This window comes from Pseudomonas sp. Tav-5-1A (genome assembly GCF_055755055.1).
Map to the genome: position 1 here is coordinate 76,037 of NZ_CM146901.1, position 18,400 is coordinate 94,436.

19 protein-coding genes are annotated in these 18,400 nt (G+C 65.5%); 9 read left to right on the forward strand and 10 right to left on the reverse strand.

Annotation, left to right across the window (positions count from 1 at the left end):
- The first annotated feature begins 6 nt into the window (after positions 1-6).
- A complete protein-coding gene (locus AC0J42_RS00380; protein ID WP_473005000.1) occupies positions 7-894 on the forward strand; it encodes a cytochrome c oxidase subunit 3 in 888 nt (295 codons plus the stop codon).
- A gap of 6 nt (positions 895-900) precedes the next feature.
- On the opposite strand, the gene AC0J42_RS00385 is transcribed toward AC0J42_RS00380, so the two are convergent.
- Positions 901-1,104 carry a twin transmembrane helix small protein gene (locus tag AC0J42_RS00385; protein ID WP_416421719.1) on the reverse strand — a complete coding sequence of 68 codons (204 nt, stop codon included), beginning with the start codon at positions 1,102-1,104 and terminating at the stop codon, positions 901-903.
- A 25-nt stretch (positions 1,105-1,129) separates the two neighbouring features.
- On the opposite strand from AC0J42_RS00385, the gene AC0J42_RS00390 reads away from it, so the two are divergent.
- From AC0J42_RS00390 to AC0J42_RS00410, 5 genes are read left to right on the forward strand one after another with little or no spacing between them, the layout of a single operon-like run.
- Entirely contained in the window at positions 1,130-1,885 is a 756-nt protein-coding gene (locus tag AC0J42_RS00390) for an SURF1 family protein (RefSeq protein ID WP_473005001.1), read from the forward strand.
- A complete protein-coding gene (locus tag AC0J42_RS00395; RefSeq protein WP_473005002.1) occupies positions 1,851-2,444 on the forward strand; it encodes a hypothetical protein in 594 nt (197 codons plus the stop codon). The genes AC0J42_RS00390 and AC0J42_RS00395 overlap by 35 nt, the downstream gene beginning before the upstream one ends.
- A 9-nt stretch (positions 2,445-2,453) precedes the next feature.
- Positions 2,454-3,503, forward strand: coding sequence for a COX15/CtaA family protein (locus AC0J42_RS00400; RefSeq protein ID WP_473005003.1), 1,050 nt, complete (start codon positions 2,454-2,456; stop codon positions 3,501-3,503).
- Positions 3,504-3,520: 17 nt separating this feature from the next.
- Positions 3,521-4,417: a heme o synthase gene (gene cyoE, locus AC0J42_RS00405; RefSeq protein WP_473005004.1), complete on the forward strand. Its 897-nt coding sequence runs from the start codon at positions 3,521-3,523 to the stop codon at positions 4,415-4,417.
- A complete protein-coding gene (locus AC0J42_RS00410) occupies positions 4,414-5,046 on the forward strand; it encodes an SCO family protein (protein ID WP_416421724.1) in 633 nt (210 codons plus the stop codon). Before cyoE ends, AC0J42_RS00410 begins: the two co-directional genes overlap by 4 nt.
- A gap of 85 nt (positions 5,047-5,131) precedes the next feature.
- On the opposite strand, the gene AC0J42_RS00415 is transcribed toward AC0J42_RS00410, so the two are convergent.
- Genes AC0J42_RS00415 through AC0J42_RS00425 form a run of 3 tightly spaced genes read right to left on the reverse strand, consistent with a single transcriptional unit; the run spans position 5,132 to position 7,644 of the window.
- Positions 5,132-5,905, reverse strand: a complete 774-nt coding sequence (locus AC0J42_RS00415; RefSeq protein ID WP_473005005.1) for a MetQ/NlpA family ABC transporter substrate-binding protein — start codon at positions 5,903-5,905, stop codon at positions 5,132-5,134.
- Positions 5,906-5,965: 60 nt separating this feature from the next.
- Entirely contained in the window at positions 5,966-6,637 is a 672-nt protein-coding gene (locus AC0J42_RS00420; protein ID WP_416421726.1) for a methionine ABC transporter permease, read from the reverse strand.
- On the reverse strand, positions 6,637-7,644 hold the full coding sequence (locus AC0J42_RS00425) for a methionine ABC transporter ATP-binding protein (RefSeq protein WP_416421727.1): 1,008 nt from the start codon (positions 7,642-7,644) through the stop codon (positions 6,637-6,639). Before AC0J42_RS00425 ends, AC0J42_RS00420 begins: the two co-directional genes overlap by 1 nt.
- Before the next feature lie 258 nt (positions 7,645-7,902).
- On the opposite strand from AC0J42_RS00425, the gene katE reads away from it, so the two are divergent.
- On the forward strand, positions 7,903-10,041 hold the full coding sequence (katE, locus tag AC0J42_RS00430; protein ID WP_416421728.1) for a catalase HPII: 2,139 nt from the start codon (positions 7,903-7,905) through the stop codon (positions 10,039-10,041).
- Positions 10,042-10,144: 103 nt separating this feature from the next.
- On the opposite strand, the gene AC0J42_RS00435 is transcribed toward katE, so the two are convergent.
- The 4 genes from AC0J42_RS00435 to zur all read right to left on the reverse strand — a co-directional run bounded on the left by AC0J42_RS00435 (position 10,145) and on the right by zur (position 12,989).
- Positions 10,145-10,855 carry a PA5502 family lipoprotein gene (locus AC0J42_RS00435; protein WP_416421729.1) on the reverse strand — a complete coding sequence of 237 codons (711 nt, stop codon included), beginning with the start codon at positions 10,853-10,855 and terminating at the stop codon, positions 10,145-10,147.
- An 85-nt stretch (positions 10,856-10,940) separates the two neighbouring features.
- Positions 10,941-11,723, reverse strand: coding sequence for a zinc ABC transporter permease subunit ZnuB (gene znuB, locus AC0J42_RS00440; protein ID WP_416421730.1), 783 nt, complete (start codon positions 11,721-11,723; stop codon positions 10,941-10,943).
- Complete coding sequence (gene znuC, locus AC0J42_RS00445; RefSeq protein ID WP_473005006.1) at positions 11,716-12,507, reverse strand: zinc ABC transporter ATP-binding protein ZnuC; 792 nt, start codon at positions 12,505-12,507, stop codon at positions 11,716-11,718. The genes znuB and znuC overlap by 8 nt, the downstream gene beginning before the upstream one ends.
- Positions 12,507-12,989, reverse strand: a complete 483-nt coding sequence (gene zur / locus AC0J42_RS00450) for a zinc uptake transcriptional repressor Zur (RefSeq protein ID WP_473005007.1) — start codon at positions 12,987-12,989, stop codon at positions 12,507-12,509. Before zur ends, znuC begins: the two co-directional genes overlap by 1 nt.
- A gap of 66 nt (positions 12,990-13,055) precedes the next feature.
- On the opposite strand from zur, the gene AC0J42_RS00455 reads away from it, so the two are divergent.
- Positions 13,056-13,979, forward strand: a complete 924-nt coding sequence (locus tag AC0J42_RS00455; protein ID WP_473005008.1) for a zinc ABC transporter substrate-binding protein — start codon at positions 13,056-13,058, stop codon at positions 13,977-13,979.
- Positions 13,980-14,057: 78 nt separating this feature from the next.
- Here AC0J42_RS00455 and AC0J42_RS00460 read toward each other — a convergent pair whose 3' ends face one another.
- Complete coding sequence (locus AC0J42_RS00460; protein WP_473005009.1) at positions 14,058-15,008, reverse strand: homoserine kinase; 951 nt, start codon at positions 15,006-15,008, stop codon at positions 14,058-14,060.
- A 58-nt stretch (positions 15,009-15,066) separates the two neighbouring features.
- Positions 15,067-15,357 (reverse strand): DUF2782 domain-containing protein, encoded by a 291-nt coding sequence (locus tag AC0J42_RS00465; RefSeq protein ID WP_416421735.1) that lies wholly within the window; start codon positions 15,355-15,357, stop codon positions 15,067-15,069.
- Between the two features lie 74 nt (positions 15,358-15,431).
- Between AC0J42_RS00465 and polA the strand changes: the two genes are divergently transcribed.
- Positions 15,432-18,197 carry a DNA polymerase I gene (polA, locus tag AC0J42_RS00470; protein WP_473005010.1) on the forward strand — a complete coding sequence of 922 codons (2,766 nt, stop codon included), beginning with the start codon at positions 15,432-15,434 and terminating at the stop codon, positions 18,195-18,197.
- Positions 18,198-18,400 lie beyond the last annotated feature (203 nt).

The window sequence follows — 18,400 nt, forward strand, 5'->3', positions numbered from 1 at the left end:
ACGCACATGGCAACCCACGAGCACTATTACGTCCCGGCGCAGAGCAAGTGGCCGATCATTGCCACGGTGGGCCTGTTCACCACGGTGTTCGGCTTGGGCACCTGGTTCAACGACCTGAAGGCGGCGCACCAGCATTCCCACGGGCCGTGGATCTTTTTCGTCGGCGCGCTGATCATTGCCTACATGATGTTCGGCTGGTTTGGCGCGGTCATCAAGGAGAGCCGCGCCGGGCTCTACAGCCCGCAACTGGACCGCTCGTTCCGCTGGGGCATGTCGTGGTTCATCTTTTCCGAGGTGATGTTCTTCGTGGCGTTCTTCGGCGCGCTGTTCTACGTGCGCAACATCGCAGGCCCGGCGCTGGGCGGCGAAGGCCCCAAGGGCATCGCCCATATGCTGTGGCCCAACTTCCACTTCGCCTGGCCACTGCTGCACACCCCCGACCCCAAGCTGTTCCCGCCGCCCAAGGCGGTGATCGACCCCTGGCACCTGCCGCTGATCAACACCGTGCTGCTGGTCAGCTCCAGCGTCACCGTGACCATCGCCCACCACGCGCTGAAACGCGGGCACCGCGGCCCGCTGAAGCTGTGGCTGGGGGCGACCATTTTGCTGGGGGTGAGCTTCCTGTTCCTGCAGGCCCATGAATACGTCGAGGCCTATCAGGAACTGGGCCTGACCCTGGGTTCGGGGATCTACGGCGCCACATTCTTCATGCTTACCGGTTTCCACGGCGCCCACGTGACCATGGGCACCTTGATTCTCACGGTAATGCTGATCCGCATCCTGCGCGGGCATTTCGATGCCGAGCACCAGTTCGGCTTCGAAGCGGCCAGCTGGTACTGGCACTTCGTCGACGTGGTGTGGGTGGGGCTGTTTATCTTTGTGTACGTGCTGTAGCGGCGGCTACCAGGGCGCCTGGGACGTGAGCTGGCCGCTGTAGAAGCCCCACGCCACCAGGCCGATGGTCAGCGCCGCCAGGATCACGCGTATGGTCAGCGCCTTGACCAGGCGGTTGGAGTGGCCCTCGTCCTTGACCAGAAAGAACAGGCCGCTGAACAAACTGGCCACCGTGGCCAGCAACATCAGCACGATCGCGGCTTTGAGCATGGCGGCACTCCACAGGGGGCAGGCGATGAATTCAAGTATAGCGAGGCGCTTTCGCCCCGGCCTGTGGCCCACCCTGGTGGTGCTGGCGCTGCTGCCGGCGCTGGTCAGCCTGGGCTTCTGGCAACTGGGGCGTGCCGAGGAAAAACGCCAGCTGCTGACGCTGGATGCCCAGCACCGGCTGGCAGAGCCCGTGACCAGCACGCAGCTGGGGAGCCTGGATGCCCCGGCCTTTCGCCGGGTGCTGCTGCGCGGCCAGTTCGACGCCGATCACAGCCTGATCCTCGACAATCGCCAGCGCGACGGCCATGTCGGCGTGGAACTGCTGCAGCCGTTCCACGACCAGGCCAGCGGCCTGTGGCTGCTGGTCAACCGCGGCTGGCTGCCGTGGCAGGACCGGCGCACCCCGCCGCATTTCGACACCCCCACCCAGGTGCTGAACCTGGAGGCCTGGGTATATGTGCCGCCGGGTGCCACCTATCAACTGAGCGCCGACCCCATCAATCAACCCTGGCCCCGGCTGGTGACCGCACTGGCCCCCGGCAAACTGTGGGCCGAGCTGGGGCGCGAGGGTTATGACCATGAGCTGCGCCTGACGCCCGGGCCGGCCACCTACCAGCTGGGCTGGCCGGTGGTGGCGTTGGGGCCCGAGCAGCATATCGGCTACGCCGTGCAGTGGTTCGCCATGTCCCTGACCCTGGCGGGGCTGTACCTGTACTTCGGCTTCCAGAATAAAAAGGAGAAACGCCATGGGCGCGGCCATGAATCCACCCGAGCTGTCTGAGGCCAAGGTAAAGCCCTCGCGCCGCAGCGGGCGCCTGCAGCTGTTGCTGATTTTCATCGTCACCGTCGGCCCCATGGTGCTGGCGACCTTCATGTACAAGCTCGACTTCTGGGTGCCCCAGGGCCGCAGCTACCATGGCGAGCTGATCGCCAACGGCCAGGGCCGCGCCGACCTGGGCGTGCCGGCCGATGAGAAACGCTGGCAGCTGCTGGTGACCAGCCCGGGTGCCTGCGCCGCCGATTGCCAGCAGCTGGTGTACCTGGCGCGGCAGATCCAGATCGGCCTGGGCCGTGACGCCTCGCGCGCCAGCCATGCCCTGGCCGCGCCGCAGCCGCAGAGCGCCGACTACGAAGCCCTGCTGGCCTGCGACTACCCACGCTTGCAGCGCTACCCGCTGGCGCTGGACAAGTACACCGCGCTGGTCGACGGCAAGCCTGGGCCGTACCTGTGGATCATCGACCCGCACGGCAACCTCGTGCTGCGCTACGGCGCCCAGGTCAACGGCAAGGACCTGCTCGATGACCTGCGCCAACTGCTGAAACTGTCCAACATCGGTTAGGAGTCGACCATGGCCCGACCTGGCTTTCGTCTCGCGCTGCTCGCCACCGCCCTGGCCCTGGTGGTGGTGCTGCTGGGCGCCTACACCCGCCTCACCCATGCCGGGCTGGGCTGCCCGGACTGGCCGGGCTGCTACGGCTTCATCGCCGTGCCCAGCTCCGATGCGCAACTGGCCCACGCCCAGGCGCGCTTCCCGGAACACCCGGTGGAAGCGGAAAAAGGCTGGAGCGAGATGGTGCACCGCTACTGTGCCGGCAGCCTGGCGCTGTTGGTGGGGTTGCTGGCCATCCAGGCCTGGCGCCGTCACGGCAGCGACGGCCAGCCTTACCGGCTGCCGCTGGCCCTGCTGGGAGTGATCGTGGCGCAGGCGGCGTTCGGCATGTGGACGGTGACGTTGAAGCTGTGGCCGCAGGTGGTCACCTCACACCTGCTCGGCGGCTTCGCCACCTTGAGCCTGTTGTTGCTGCTCAGCCTGCGGCTGTCGGGTGCTTTCGCCCCGCTGCCGGCGGTGTCGCCACGGCTGCGGCGCTGGGCGCTGCTGGGCTTGAGCCTGGTGATCGGGCAGATCGCCCTGGGCGGCTGGGTCAGTTCCAACTACGCGGCCATGGCCTGCACCGACTTTCCGCTGTGCCAAGGGCAATGGCTGCCCGACGCCGACTTCGCCAACGGCTTCCACCTGGCCCAGCACATCGGCCCCAATTACCTGGGTGGCCACCTGGACAGCGAGGCACGCACCGCCATCCACCTCACCCACCGGGCGGGCGCCTGCGTGTTGAGCCTGGTGTTGCTGGGCCTGGCCTGGCGGCTGCGGGTCGAAGGGCTGGGCCGACTGTCGGTCGGCGTGCTGGCGGCCTTGGCCTTGCAGGTGGGGCTGGGCATCAGCAACGTGGTGTTGCATTTGCCCCTGGCCGTGGCAGTGGCCCATAACGCAGGTGGGGCCATACTGTTGATGACGCTGATTGTTGTGAATTACCGCCTGCGCTGGGTCACCGTGCCGCGCGCCGTGGCCCAGCGTCGGGCATGGCGCCCGCATCTGCCGGTGACCTGGCCGGGTAAATGACATTCGAGGAGAAGCCAATGAGTACGGCAACGGGCGAGCATGCCCAGGCCGGCTGGCGTGACTACCTGGAGCTGACCAAGCCGCGGGTAGTGGTGCTGATGCTGATGACGTCGCTGGTCGGCATGTTCCTGGCCACGCGCAGCGGGGTGCCATGGACGGTGCTGATTTTCGGCAACCTGGGCATTGCCCTGTGTGCCGGCGGTGCGGCGGTGATCAACCACGTGGTGGACCGGCGCATCGACGCGCTCATGGCCCGCACCCACAAGCGCCCCGTGGCCGAAGGCCGATTGGGGCCCACGGCGGCGCTGACGTTCGCTGCCGCGCTGGCGTTGGGCGGCATGGTGCTGTTGCTGGTGTTCACCAACCCCTTGTGCGCCTGGCTGACCCTGGCCTCCCTGCTGGGCTATGCGGTGATCTACACCGGCTTCCTCAAGCGCGCCACGCCGCAGAACATCGTCATCGGCGGCCTGGCTGGCGCGGCCCCGCCGATGCTGGGTTGGGTGGCCGTCACCGGGCACATGAGCGCCGAGCCGCTGCTGCTGGTGCTGATCATCTTCGCCTGGACCCCACCGCACTTCTGGGCCCTGGCCATTCACCGGCGCGATGAATACGCGCGGGCGGAAATCCCCATGCTGCCGGTGACCCACGGGGTCTACTACACCAAGGTGCACATCCTGCTGTACACCGGGCTGATGCTGGTGGCCACGCTGCTGCCCTACGTGATCCGCATGAGCGGGCTGCTCTACCTGCTGTGCGCCATTGGCCTGGGCGCGCGCTTCCTGCAATGGGCGGTGGTGCTGTACCGTGGCAGCAATCCGCACGCGGCCATGAGCCTGTTCAAGTACTCCATCTGGTACCTGTTGCTGTTGTTCATCGCCCTGCTCGTCGACCACTACCTGTTGCTGAGCCTATGACCCGAGTCCAGAAAACCGTTTTCATCCTCGCCGCCATCGTCGCGGTCATCATCGGCCTCACCGTGCACCGGGTGCTGCAGGACAACCGCGAAGGCGCCAACACCGGCTTCATCGACGCGGGCATTATCCTGCTGCCCGAGCACCGCAGTGTCCCATCGGTAACCATGACCGACCAGGACGGCCAGCCCGTGGCGCTGGATAACCTCAAGGGCAAGTGGAGCGTGCTGTTCTTCGGCTACACCTTCTGCCCGGACATCTGCCCCACTACCCTGGCGCAGCTGCGCCAGGTGAAAAGCGAACTGCCGCCGGCCGTGGCGGCGCGCCTGCAGGTGATCCTTGTGAGCGTCGACCCCAACCGCGACACGCCGCAGCAGCTCAAGCAGTACCTGGGTTACTTCGACAAGGATTTCCGCGGTTTCACCGGCGATGGCAGCGGCCTGCAGAAGCTGGCCAACGGCCTGAGCATTCCCTATATACCGGCGGACACCAGCAAGCCCAACTACACCGTGGAGCACAGCGGCAACCTGGCGTTGCTGGGGCCGGATGGTACGCAGCGGGGCTTTATTCGCGCGCCGTTGAACGGCCAGAAGCTGGCGGCGCAGCTGCCGGCGCTGGTGCAGCGCGATTGAATATGCAGCGCCTGTGACGCGGCCTGCGGCCGCTGCTACGGGATTTCTTGTAGCAGCTGCCGCCAGGCGGCGTCAGGAGGGAGGCTTAGAACGCAGGCTGTACCGCACCCTTGTACTTGTCGAGGATGAACGCTTTCAGCTCAGGGCTGTGCAGCGCCGCCGCCAGTTTTTGCATGGCAGGCGAATCCTTGTTGTCCGGACGGGCGACCAGGATGTTCACGTAAGGCGAGTCGTTGCCTTCGATGGCCAAGGCATCCTTGGACGGGTCCAGCTTGGCTTCCAGCGCATAGTTGGTGTTGATCAGCGCCAGGTCGACCTGGGTCAGCACGCGCGGCAGGGTGGCGGCTTCCAGTTCGCGGATTTTCAGGTCCTTGCTGTTCTCGACGATGTCCTTGGGGGTGGAAAGGATGTCGGTCGGGTTCTTCAGCTTGATCAGGCCCACTTTCTGCAGCAGCAACAGCGCACGACCGCCGTTGGTGGCGTCGTTGGGGATGACCACGTTGGCGCCGCCCGGCAGGTCGGCCAGTTTCTTCCATTTGCTGGAGTAGGCGCCCAGGGGCTCCAGGTGCACGCCGGTGACGGCCACAAGGTTGGTGCCCTTGCCCTTGTTGAACTCATCCAGGTACGGCTGGTGCTGGAAGAAGTTCGCGTCCAGGCGCTTCTCGGCGACCTGCACGTTGGGCTGGATGTAGTCGGTGAACACTTTCACGTTCAGGTCCACGCCTTCCTTGGCCAGTTGCGGCTTCACGAATTCGAGGATTTCGGCGTGGGGCACCGCGGTGGCGGCCACGTTCAGGGTGTCATTGGCGTGGGCCGACAGGGCGGCCACGGCGGCAAAGGCCGCCAGCAGTTTTTTCATTTTTCAGCTCCTTGCGAAGGCCTGGGCCCTCGGCGCCGCGGCAGGGCCGCGGCACATGATTCATTTACGGGAGAAGTGCACCACCAGCTTGTCGCCGATGGTCTGCAGTACCTGGACCAGCACCACCAGGATGACCACGGTGACAATCATCACGTCAGTCTGGAAACGCTGGTAGCCGAAGCGGATGGCCAGGTCGCCCAGGCCGCCGGCACCGACCACGCCGGCCATGGCAGTGTAGGAAACCAGTGTAATCGCTGTAACCGTCGTTGCCGCGATGATACCCGGCAGGGCCTCGGGCAGCAGCGCGTTCATGATGATCTGGCGCGGGGTGGCACCCATGGACTGGGTGGCCTCGATGATGCCGCGGTCCACCTCACGCAGGGCGGTTTCCACCAGGCGCGCGAAGAACGGCGTGGTGCCGATGACTAGCGGCGGAATCGCGCCGGCGACGCCCAGCGAGGTACCGGTGATCAGCACGGTGACCGGGATCAGCACGATCAGCAGGATGATGAACGGCAGCGAGCGCAGCACGTTCACGCAGAATGCCAGCAGCGCGTAGATGCCCTTGTTCTCGAACAGTTGGCGCGGGCCGCAGATGAACAGCAGCACGCCCAGGGGCAGACCCAGCAGCACGGTGAACACCAGCGAGGCGCCGAGCATGACCATGGTGTCGTTGGTGGCGTCGAGAATCTCGGACCAGTCGACGTTGGCGAAGTAGTTGAGGAAGTCCATTAGCGCAGCACCTCCATATGAACGTCTGCAGAGGTGAAGCGGGCGAAGGCAGCGTCCATGTCGCCACCGGTGATGGCCAGGGTCAGCTGCCCGTAGGGCGTGTCTTTGATGCGGTCGATGCGGCCGGCGAGAATGCTGTAGTCCACGCCCGTCTCACGGGCCACGGTACCCAGCAGCGGCGCGTAGGTGGATTCGCCCTGGAAGGTCAGGCGCACGATGCGGCCTGGCACGTGGGCGAAGGTGTCGCGCTGCTCGTTCTCGTCGATCTGCTCGTCTTCCTGCACGAAGCGCTTGGTGGTCGGGTGCTGCGGGTGCAGGAACACCTTGGCCACCGGGCCTTGCTCGACGATGACGCCGGCGTCCATCACGGCCACCTGGTCGCAGACGCGGCGGATCACGTCCATCTCGTGGGTGATCAGCACGATGGTCAGCTTCAGCTCGCGGTTGATCTCCGCCAGCAGTTGCAGCACCGACGCCGTGGTTTGCGGGTCGAGGGCGCTGGTGGCCTCGTCGCACAGCAGCACCTTGGGGTTGGTGGACAGCGCGCGGGCAATGCCCACGCGCTGCTTCTGGCCGCCAGACAGCTGCGCCGGATACTTCTTGGCGTGGTCGGACAGGCCGACGCGCTCCAGCAGCGCGGCAACGCGCTTGTTGATCTCGCTGGCCGGCAGCTCGCCCGCCAGGCGCAGTGGCAGCGCCACGTTGTCGGCGACGGTCTTGGAGGCCAGCAGGTTGAAGTGCTGGAAGATCATCCCGACCTGCTGGCGGAAGCGGCGCAGGCTGTTGGCATCGAACGCGGTGACGTCTTCACCGTCGACGATGATCCGGCCGCCGCTTGGCGCCTCCAGGCGGTTGATCAGGCGCAGCAGGGTACTTTTGCCGGCACCGGAATGGCCGATCAGGCCGAATACCTGCCCGTTTTCGACGCTCAGGTTGGTCGGGTGCAGGGCGGGGATTTCCCTACCGTTGACGCGGTAGGTCTTGTGGACATTTTGAAACTCGATCACGTAGCGAACCTTGTGGGGCGCATGGAATGGGGACAGCGTTTTCGCCGGTCGCGCATTTTAGCCTGTCCGTTTAGAGAGACTTAGCATTTATTTCCTGAACATCCTTTCATTTGGCGATAAGACGATGGAAGGCAGGCGAAATAAAAGGAACGGCGGCAAAACGGGCCAGTCACTAACTAGGTCATCCCTGCCCGTGACAGGGTTTTTCGCCTATGGATCGCCCGCAAAGGGCGGCTGCCGATGAGGAGTTTAGGACAGATGAAAAAGAACCCACCCCGTTCCGGTAAAAGCGAGGCAGCCGGTACCGACACCCCGGACCGCGCCAACACCAACGCCAAGCTCGACAGCCTGGAAACCTTCCGCTCCGACGCCACCGGGCAGGCCCTGCGCACCAACCAGGGGGTCAAGGTCAGCGACAACCAGAACACCCTGAAAGCCGGCGCCCGCGGCCCGTCGCTGCTGGAAGACTTCATCATGCGCGAGAAAATCACGCATTTTGACCACGAACGCATTCCCGAGCGCATCGTCCACGCCCGCGGTACTGGCGCCCATGGCTATTTCCAGAGCTATGGCAACCATGCCGAGTTGACCAAGGCCGGCTTCCTGCAGGACCCGGCGAAAATTACCCCGGTGTTCGTGCGCTTTTCCACCGTGCAGGGCCCTCGCGGTTCGGGCGACACGGTGCGTGACGTGCGTGGCTTTGCCGTCAAGTTCTACACCGATGAAGGCAATTTCGACCTGGTTGGCAACAACATGCCAGTGTTCTTCATTCAAGACGCGATCAAGTTCCCGGATTTCGTCCACGCGGTGAAACCCGAGCCGCACAACGAGATCCCCACCGGCGGCTCCGCCCACGACACCTTCTGGGACTTCGTCTCGCTGGTACCGGAGTCGGCGCACATGGTGATCTGGACCATGTCCGACCGCGCCATTCCGAAAAGCCTACGCACCATGGAAGGCTTCGGCATTCATACCTTCCGCTTGATCAACGCCGAGGGCAAGGCCAGCTTCGTCAAGTTCCACTGGAAGCCCAAGGCCGGCGTGTGTTCGCTGGTATGGGACGAGGCGCAGAAGCTGGCGGGCAAGGACACCGACTTCCACCGCCGTGACCTGTGGGAAGCCATCGAGATGGGCGACTACCCCGAGTGGGAGTTCGGCGTGCAGATCGTTGCCGAAGAAGACGAGCACAAGTTCGACTTCGACCTGCTCGACCCCACCAAGATCATCCCCGAAGAGCTGGTGCCGGTGACGCCGCTGGGCAAGATGGTGCTCAACCGCAACCCGGACAACTATTTCGCCGAGACCGAGCAGGTAGCCTTCTGCCCCGGCCACATCGTGCCGGGCATCGACTTCTCCAACGACCCGCTGCTGCAGGGCCGGCTGTTTTCCTACACCGACACGCAGATCAGCCGCCTGGGCGGGCCGAACTTCCACGAAATACCGATCAACCGCCCGGTGGCGCCGAACCACAGCAGCCAGCGTGATGCGCAGCACCGGGTGACCATCGACAAGGGGCGCGCCTCCTACGAGCCCAACTCCATTGACGGCGGCTGGCCGCGGGAAACCCCACCGGCGGCCCAGGACGGCGGCTTCGAGAGCTACCCCGAGCGCATCGAAGCGCACAAGGTGCGCCAGCGCAGCGAGTCGTTCGCCGACCACTTTTCCCAGGCGCGGCTGTTCTTCCATAGCCTGGGCAAGCCTGAGCAGGAGCACGTGATCGCTGCCTACAGTTTCGAGCTGGGCAAGGTGGAGCGTGAGTACATCCGCGCCCGCGAAGTAAACGAGATTCTCGCCAACATCGACCTCGACCTGGCCGCCCGCGTGGCTGCCAACCTAGGCCTGCCGGCGCCCAAGGCCGGCACGGTGCAGGTCCCCGAGCTGTCGCTCAAAGCCTCACCGGCGTTGAGCCAGCTGAACCTGCTGGCGGGCGATATCAAGGGCCGCAAGGTGGCCGTGCTGGTGGCCAATGGCGTCGATGGCGCGCAGGTGGCGGCGGTGAAGAAAGCGCTGGAAGCCGAAGGTGCCCACGCCAAGGTGCTGGGCCCGACTTCGGCACCGGTGACGACCGCCGATGGCAAGGCCTTGCCGGTGGATGCTTCGGCCGAAGGCCTGCCGTCGGTGGCGTTCGATGCGGTGTGGGTGCCGGGCGGCAAGGCTTCGGTGCAGGCGCTGAGCGGCGACGGCGTGGCCCTGCACTTCCTGCTGGAGGCCTACAAGCACCTGAAGGCGATCGGCGTGAACAGCGAGGCCAAGGCTATTATCGATGCGCTGAAGCTGGATGAGGATGCCGGGTTGCTGGTGGGGGATGACGCCAAGGCGCACAAGGCGTTCATTGCCGCCATTGCCAAGCACCGCGTCTGGGACCGCGAGCCAAAAGCCAAGGCAGTTCCTGCCTGACCCTGTAGCAGCTGCAATAATGTGGGAGCTGGCTTGCCAGCGAGTTGTTGAGGCCTAAAGCTCGCTGGCAAGCCAGCTCCCACAAATTATTTGCGGCTACGGGTTATTTTCTAGGCGTGAGGACCATCTGCGCCGCCTGGTTGCGCACCACCTTGTGGTCCAGCTTCCACTCAAGGTTCGGCGCCAGTCGGGTCACGCGCTTCTTGATCAGCGTCTGCAACCACGGCCAGTCCTGGGTGCGTGGCACCACCACCAACACGTCACACTGGTAATTCACCACGTCAGTGGCAATGTCATCCAGCTGGCGCTGCAGCGCGCGGCTTTCGGTGATGTTCAGCGCAACCGGGGTGCTCTGCGCCGTGGGGTCGATGACCTTGGCCGCAGGCTTGGCTTCGGCTGCCTCCAGGGCGGCCTCGGCTTTCTCCAGCTCCGCCTTGCGCGCCTGGCGGATCGGGCCGTTGGCGCCGCCGGTCAGGGCCGGGGCCTTGGGCATCAGCGCGCGGGCGCGGGCCAGGGCGGTGGCGGCGGCGTTGACGTCACCCTTCTGCAGCACGATCTGGCTGCGCTGCAGGTAGGCCTCGGCCAACTGGCGCTGGTAAGGCTCCAGGCGCGGGTCGTCCGGGCTCTGCTTTTGCAGCGCGCCCAGTTGGTCCTCGGCGGTGGCCAACTCGCCGCTGTCGATGTTCTGTTGCAGCTGCAAAAACGCATCCGTCGCTGGCACCGGGGCGGCAGCGTCTGGCGTGTGGCTCTGGCAAGCGCCCAAGATGAGCGAAAATGCGGCAAGGAGCAGATAACGGGAGGCGAACGGCTTCATTCCTGCGACTCTCTAATTGCGCAAAAAGCGGCCAAGTCTACACCCTGTCTGAAGGCACGAAAACCTGTGAAATCCCACAGAGGCGTCAACGACGGGGCAATGCGAAGCTCAATAGGAACAGTGTAGCGGCGCAAACGACGATGGACGGACCGGCCGGCGTGTCCTTGAACCACGACATCGCCAGGCCCCCGCACACGGCGATGACGCCCAGGATACTGGCGCCCAGGGCCATCTGTTCCGGCGAGCGAGCGTGACGTTGTGCCGCGGCGGCCGGGATGATCAGCAACGAGGTGATCAGCAGCACGCCGACGATTTTCATCGCCACGGCAATGACGATGGCAATCAGCAGCATCAACGTCATGCGCAGGCCGGCCACCGGCAGGCCTTCGACCTTGGCCAGTTCCTCGTGCACGGTAACCGCCAGCAGCGGCCGCCACAGCGCCAAGACCAGCACCATGACCGCGGCGCTGCCGCCCAGGATCCAGGCAAGATCGGTGGGGCTGATGGCCAGCAGGTCGCCGAACAGGTAGCTCATCAGGTCGATGCGCACGTCGTGCATGAAGCTCAGCACCACCAGGCCCAGGGACAGGGTGCTGGGCGCCAGGATGCCCAATAGCGTGTCGGAGGCCAGCGGCTGGCGCTGCTGCAGGGTCACCAGCAGGATCGCCAGCAGCAGGCAGCCCACGGTTACCGCCAGCGCCGGGCTGACGTCCAGCAGGAAGCCCATGGCCACGCCCAGCAGGGCGGCGTGGGACAGCGTATCGCCGAAATAGGCCATGCGCCGCCACACCACGAACGAGCCCAGGGGGCCGGCGACGACTGCCAGGGACAAGCCGGCCAGCAAGGCGTAGAGCAGAAAATCAGCCATGCTTGCAGCCGTCTCCATGTACGTGAGGGGTTTGAACGGGGTCGCCTTCGCCGGCGACCACTTCGCCATGCAGGTCATGGGCGTGGTCGTGATGGTGGTGATACACCGCCAGGCTGGGGGCGTGGTCGCCGAACAGCTCGACGAACGCCGGGTCGCCGCTGACCTGCTCGGGGTGGCCGGAGCAGCACACGTGGCGGTTCAGGCACACCACCTGGTCGGTGGTGCTCATCACCAGGTGCAGGTCGTGGGACACCATCAGCACGCCGCAGCCATGGCGGTCGCGCAGGCGGGTGATCAGGCTGTACAGCTCGGCCTGGCCGGCCACGTCGACGCCCTGCACCGGCTCGTCCAGCACCAGCAACTGGGGCTCGCGCAGCAGGGCGCGGGCCAGCAGCACGCGCTGCATCTCGCCGCCGGAAATGTTCTGCACCGGGCTGTCGATGACCTGTTCGGCGCCCACTTCGGCCAGCGCCGCCAGGGCGCGCTTGCGGTCCACGCCCGGCACCAGGCGCAGGAAGCGCAGCACCGACAGCGGCAGCGTCGGGTCGACGTGGAGTTTTTGCGGCATGTAGCCAATGCGCAGCTTGGGCTTGCGCCACACCACGCCGCTGTCGGGCTTGAGCAGGCCGAGCACGGCGCGTACCAGGGTGGTCTTGCCGGCGCCGTTGGGGCCGATCAGGGTGACGATTTCGCCGCTGCGCACGCTCAGCTGGATGTTATCCAGCACGTTCTGGCCGGCGAACGTGACCGCCACCTGTTCCAGGCGGATCAGGGCATCGTTCATCAGGCGGCCTGGCAGGCCGAGCAGAGACCGACCACTTCCACCGTCTGCCCTTCGACCTTGAAGCCCACGTCGGCGGCGCTCTTGATGATGGCCTGGCTGATGGCGGGTTGTTCAAGCTCCAGCGCCACATGGCACTCGCGGCAGATCAGGAACTGGCCCTGGTGCGCGTGCTCGGGGTGGTTGCAGCCGATGAAGGCGTTGAGCGAGGCGATGCGGTGTACCAGGCCGTTTTCCAGGAGGAAATCCAGCGCGCGGTACACGGTGGGCGGCGCCGCGCGGCGGCCGTCCTGGTCGCTCAGCACGGCGAGGATATCGTAGGCGCCCAGCGGCTTGTGGCTCTGCCACACCAGCTCCAGCACCCGGCGGCGCAGGGCGGTCAGGCGCAGGCCCATGCGTGCGCACAGGGCATCGGCTTCCGACAGGGCGCTATGCACGCAGTGGGAGTGGTCGTGGGGGCGGTTGGCCAGCGGAGTATTGGGCATGAGCGGCGACGATATCAGCAAGAGACGTTATTATATTACCTGTTCTCGCCCAGTTGAGTGGTCATTGTGTCCCGCATTTTTACTCTTTTTGTCGGTTTCTGCCTTGCCGCTGTCGTGACCGTGCCCGCCCAGGCCGAGGTTCGCGTGCTCACCAGCATCAAGCCCCTGCAGCTGATTGCCGCCGCCGTGCAGGACGGCCTGGGCACGCCTGAAGTGCTGCTGCCGCCGGGCGCCTCGCCGCACCACTACGCCCTGCGCCCCTCGGACGTGCGCCGGGTGGCCGATGCCGACCTGCTGTACTGGATCGGCCCGGACATGGAAGGCTTCCTGCCGCGCGTGGTGGCTACCCGTGGCAAGCCTACGGTGACCATCCAGGACATGGCCGGCCTGAAACTGCGCCACTTCACCGCGGACAGCCAGTCCCACGAGGAAGCCGACCCGGACGAGCATGATCACGACCACCGCCCCGGCAGCCTGGACTCGCACCTGTGGCTGTCGACGTTCAACGCCCGGGTGATCGCGGCGCGCATGGCGGCCGACCTGAGCAAGGCCGACCCGGCTAACGCCGCGCGCTACGCCGGCAACCTCAAGGCCTTCGACGGCCGCCTGGACGCGCTGGATGGCCGCCTGAAGTCGCGCCTGGCCGGCGTGGCCGGCAAGCCGTTCTTCGTGTTCCACGAGGGCTTCGACTACTTCGAGGATGAGTTCGGGGTCAAGCACACCGGCGTGTTCAGCGTGGCCGCCGAAGTGCAGCCGGGCGCCCAGCACGTCGCTGCCATGCGTGCGCGGTTGCAGGAAGTGGGCAAGTCGTGTGTGTTCAGCGAGCCGCCGGCACGGCCGCGCCTGGCCGAGACGCTGACGGCAGGGTTGCCGGTGCGCCTGGCGGAGCTGGATGGCCTGGGTGGTTTTGCCGAGGCGTCGCCGCAGGGGTATGAGCAGTTGATGGAGAAGCTGGGCAACGATTTGGCGGGTTGCCTGGAGCAACTCTGAGTGTGTGGGAGCTGGCTTGCCAGCGAGCTTTTGAGGGCCTGAAAAGCTCGCTGGCAAGCCAGCTCCCACACGGTTGGGTTACAACGCGAACGGCAGCGCCACGCTGACCTGCTGGCGCAACGCCAGGCGGTGTTCGAACTCCGCCGGGTCGTGGATCAACACGTCCATCCCCGCGAACGCCTGCGCCGCCACCAGGCGCGACAGCCAGAAGCGCACGCAGGCCACGCGCAGCATCACCGGCCACAGCTCGGCCTCCGCCGCCGTGAACGGCCGCAGCGCCGCATAAGCCCCCAGCATCGCCCGCGCACGCGGCGCGTCCAGCGCGCCGGCGGCGTCCGAGCACCAGTCGTTCAGGCTGATGGCCAGGTCGTACAGCATCGGCCCGGAGCAGGCGTTGTAGAAGTCGATCACGCCCGTCAGGTGGGTGCCCTCGAACATGGCGTTGTCGCGGAACAGGTCGGCGTGCAGGTTGGCGCGTGGCAGGGCCAGGATCTGCGCCTTGTGCGCCTTGATCTCTTCCAGCGCGCTGCGCAGCAGGGCAGCGGCCTCGCTACCCAGCTGGCCGATCTGGCGCTCGCCCTCTTCCAGCATCCAGTCCAGGCCACGGTCGGTCTTGCGCTCGAGCACGTGGTCGCGGGTGGCCAGGTGGATGTGGCTGATCAGCTCGCCCATCTGCACGCAGTGCTGGCTGTTGGGTTCCTTGATGTGCTTGCCCGGCAGGCGCGGTTGCAGCAGCGCCGGCTTGCCCGCCAGTTCGCGCAGGGCCACGCCGTCGGTGGTGCGCAGTGCGTACGGCACCGGCAGGTTGGCCTCGTGCAGCACGTCCAGCAGTTCCACGAAGTACGGCAGGTCCTGCACCGGGCCGCGTTCCACCAGGGTCAGGACGTACTCGCCCTGTTCCAGGCTGATGAAGAAATTGCTGTTCTCGGTACCGGCGGCAATGCCCTGGAAGTCGCGAAGACGGCCCAGGCCGTAAGGTGCGAGAAAGGTTTCAAGCTCAGGCCGCGACAGGGGTGTAAACACTGACATGAAAAATTTGCCCATACTGGCACCCCGTCGGGGGTGCCCGGTTGAAGTTAAGGTTGAGTCATTTCCATTCGAAGATCTTCCATGCCGGAATCAGCATGTCCGGCTGATCAGACCGGATGTAGTTGGCATCGGTACCGTCGGCGCGAACCAGAAAGTACGGCTTGCCGTGTTTCGGGGTGATCTTGATCGCGTACAGGAAGCCATTCTGCCGGTATTCCTGGACTGTTTTGTCGCCTTCCTGGCGAATGGTGACATCCGGATCAGCCGTTACACCTTCATCCGCAGCCATCACGGCCATCGGACAGGCGATCAACAGACTGGCCAGCAACAAGCGTTTAGCGGTTCGCATGATAACCTTGTCCCTTTGTCGTCAATGTTCCGGACATTCTAGCGCCGGACCCGCCGAAAAGGTTGATTCTGCTCATGAGCAAAGCTCCCCTCGTCCTGGTGGACGGTTCTTCCTACCTGTATCGGGCGTTCCATGCGCTGCCACCGCTGACCACCTCCAAGGGAATGCCGACCGGCGCGGTCAAGGGCGTGCTGAACATGCTCAAGAGCCTGCGCAAGCAGTACCCCGACAGCCCGTTCGCCGTGGTGTTCGACGCCAAGGGCGGCACGTTCCGCGATGAAATGTTCGCCGACTACAAGGCCAACCGCCCGAGCATGCCCGACGACCTGCGCGTGCAGGTCGAGCCGCTGCACGCCAGCGTGCGCGCCCTGGGCTACCCGCTGCTGTGCGTGGACAACGTGGAGGCCGACGACGTCATCGGCACCCTGGCCCGCAGCAGCGCCGCCGCCGACCGCCCGGTGATCATCTCCACCGGCGACAAGGACATGGCCCAGCTGGTGGATGGCCACGTGACCCTGGTCAACACCATGACCGGCAGCGTCATGGACATCGAAGGCGTGAAGGAAAAATTCGGCGTGGGGCCGGAGCACATTATCGACTATCTCGCCCTGATGGGCGACAAAGTCGACAACATCCCCGGCGTTCCCGGTGTGGGCGAGAAAACGGCCGTGGGCCTGCTGGTGGGTATCGGTGGCGGCCTGAAGGAGCTTTACGAGAACCTCGACAAGGTCCCTGCCCTGCCGATTCGCGGCGCGAAGAACCTGCCGGCCAAGCTTGAAGAGCACAAGGACATGGCGTTCCTGTCCTATCAGCTGGCCACCATCAAGATCGACGTCGCGCTCGACGTGGAAGTGGAAGCCCTGGTGTGCGGCGAGCCGGACCGCGAGGCCCTGGTGGAGCTGTACACCGAGCTGGAATTCAAGAGCTGGATCGATGAGGTGCAGCGCGACGCCAAGCGCGCCGGCCAGGAAGTGGTGGCCGAGGCCGCCCCGGTGGCTGCGGTGGAAACCCGCTACGAAACCATCCTCGACCGGGCGCGTTTCGATGCGTGGTTGGAAAAACTGAACCAGGCCGAGCTGTTCGCCTTCGACACCGAGACCACCGGCCTGGACGCCCAGAAGGCGCAGCTGGTAGGCCTGTCGTTCGCCGTGCAGCCTCACGAAGCGGCCTACATCCCGCTGACCCATTCCTACATGGGCGCTCCCGAGCAGCTGGACCGCGACACCGTGCTGCGCACGCTCAAGCCGCTGCTGGAAGACCCGGCCAAGGCCAAGGTCGGCCAGAACGCCAAGTACGACATGAACATCCTGGCCAACTGCGCCATCGGCGGTGATCCGGCCCAGGGCATCAACGTGCAGGGTGTGAAGTTCGACACCATGCTCGAATCCTACGTGCTGGACTCCACCGCTACCCGCCATGACATGGACAGCCTGGCGGCCAAGTACCTGGGCCACACCACCATCACGTTTGAGCAGATTGCTGGCAAAGGCGCCAAGCAGCTGACCTTCGACCAGATTCCCCTGGAACAGGCCGGCCCCTATGCGGCGGAAGACGCCGACGTGACCCTGCGCCTGCACCAGCTATTCCAGGCCAAGCTGGCCGCGGCGCCAAGCCTGATCAACGTGGTGGATAACATCGAGATGCCGCTGGTGCCGGTGCTGGCCAAGATCGAGCGCCAGGGCGCGCTGGTCGATGCTGCGCTGCTGGGCGTGCAGAGCGGCGAGCTGGGCGGGAAACTGGCCGAGCTGGAGCGCCAGGCCTACGAGATCGCCGGTGAGGAGTTCAACCTCGGTTCGCCAAAACAGCTGGGCGTGATTCTCTACGACAAGCTGGGCATGCCGGTGCTCAACAAGACCGCCAAGGGCCAGGCGTCCACCGCCGAGGCGGTGCTGGCGGAGTTGGCCGAGCAGGACTTCCCGCTGCCCAAGGTGCTGATGCAGTACCGCTCGCTGAGCAAGCTGAAGAGCACCTACACCGACCGCCTGCCGGAGCAGATCAACCCGCGCACCGGGCGTATCCACACCTCCTACCACCAGGCGGTGGCCGCCACCGGCCGCCTGTCGTCCAGTGACCCGAACCTGCAGAACATCCCCATCCGCACCGCCGAAGGCCGGCGCATCCGCCAGGCTTTCGTGGCGCCGGCGGGCTACAAGCTGCTGGCGGCGGACTATTCGCAGATCGAACTGCGCATCATGGCCCACCTGGCCAAGGACGAAGGCCTGCTGCACGCCTTCCAGAACAACCTCGACGTGCACCGTGCCACGGCTGCGGAAGTGTTCGGCGTGGCGCTGGAGCAGGTCACCATCGACCAGCGACGCAGCGCCAAGGCCATCAACTTCGGCCTGATCTACGGCATGAGCGCCTTCGGCCTGGCCAAGCAGATTGGCGTCGACAACAAGCAGGCCAAGGAATACATCGACCGCTACTTCGCCCGCTACCCCGGCGTGCTGGCCTACATGGAGCGCACGCGCACCCAGGCCGCCGAGCAAGGCTACGTGGAAACCCTGTTTGGCCGCCGCCTGTACCTGGCCGACATCAACGCCAAGAACCCGGCCCTGCGCAAGGGCGCCGAGCGTACCGCCATCAACGCGCCAATGCAGGGCACGGCGGCGGACATCATCAAGCGCGCCATGGTGGCCGTGGATGGCTGGCTGGGCGAGTCGGGCCTGGACGCCCGGGTGATCCTGCAGGTACACGACGAACTGGTGCTGGAAGTGCGCGAAGACCTGGTCGAGCAGGTCAGCGAGCAGATCCGCCCGCACATGAGCGGTGCCGCCGAACTGGATGTGCCGTTGCTGGTGGAAGTGGGCGTGGGCAATAACTGGGACGAGGCGCACTGATAGCGGTGCGTTCGGACGCGGCCGTTGGCCGCTGCTACGGGGTTGTGTTCGGACGCGGAATGGCGATGCGTTCGGGCGTCCGGACCGCAACCTCCGTAGCAGCGGCCGAAGGCCGCGTCTAAGCAGCCACCCGCTTAGGACAATAAGTTTTGAGCGGTGCGGGAACTAAACCTGTCAAACCCGACTCAGAGTACCTGAATGGC